Source organism: Klebsiella sp. 141240 (assembly GCF_050600805.1).
In the GTDB taxonomy this organism is placed as follows: Bacteria; Pseudomonadota; Gammaproteobacteria; order Enterobacterales; family Enterobacteriaceae; genus Klebsiella; species Klebsiella aerogenes.
On sequence record NZ_JAQIRK010000058.1, the window covers coordinates 1 to 707 of the forward strand.

Consider the following 707-nt stretch of genomic DNA (forward strand, 5'->3'; position numbering starts at 1 on the left):
GCGGACAGTGTCTGGTGGGTAGTTTGACTGGGGCGGTCTCCTCCCAAAGAGTAACGGAGGAGCACGAAGGTTAGCTAATCCTGGTCGGACATCAGGAGGTTAGTGCAATGGCATAAGCTAGCTTGACTGCGAGCGTGACGGCGCGAGCAGGTGCGAAAGCAGGTCATAGTGATCCGGTGGTTCTGAATGGAAGGGCCATCGCTCAACGGATAAAAGGTACTCCGGGGATAACAGGCTGATACCGCCCAAGAGTTCATATCGACGGCGGTGTTTGGCACCTCGATGTCGGCTCATCACATCCTGGGGCTGAAGTAGGTCCCAAGGGTATGGCTGTTCGCCATTTAAAGTGGTACGCGAGCTGGGTTTAGAACGTCGTGAGACAGTTCGGTCCCTATCTGCCGTGGGCGCTGGAGAATTGAGGGGGGCTGCTCCTAGTACGAGAGGACCGGAGTGGACGCATCACTGGTGTTCGGGTTGTCATGCCAATGGCATTGCCCGGTAGCTAAATGCGGAAGAGATAAGTGCTGAAAGCATCTAAGCACGAAACTTGCCCCGAGATGAGTTCTCCCTGAGACTTTAAGTCTCCTGAAGGAACGTTAAAGACGATGACGTTGATAGGTCGGGTGTGTAAGCGTAGCGATACGTTGAGCTAACCGATACTAATGAACCGTGAGGCTTAACCTTACAACGCCGAAGATGTTTTGGCG

General features: G+C 53.7%; 1 rRNA gene. It reads left to right on the forward strand.

What is annotated here, in order from left to right:
- Positions 1-684: ribosomal RNA gene (locus PGQ95_RS26300) — 23S ribosomal RNA — on the forward strand; the annotation flags it as partial.
- Positions 685-707: the final 23 nt, after the last annotated feature.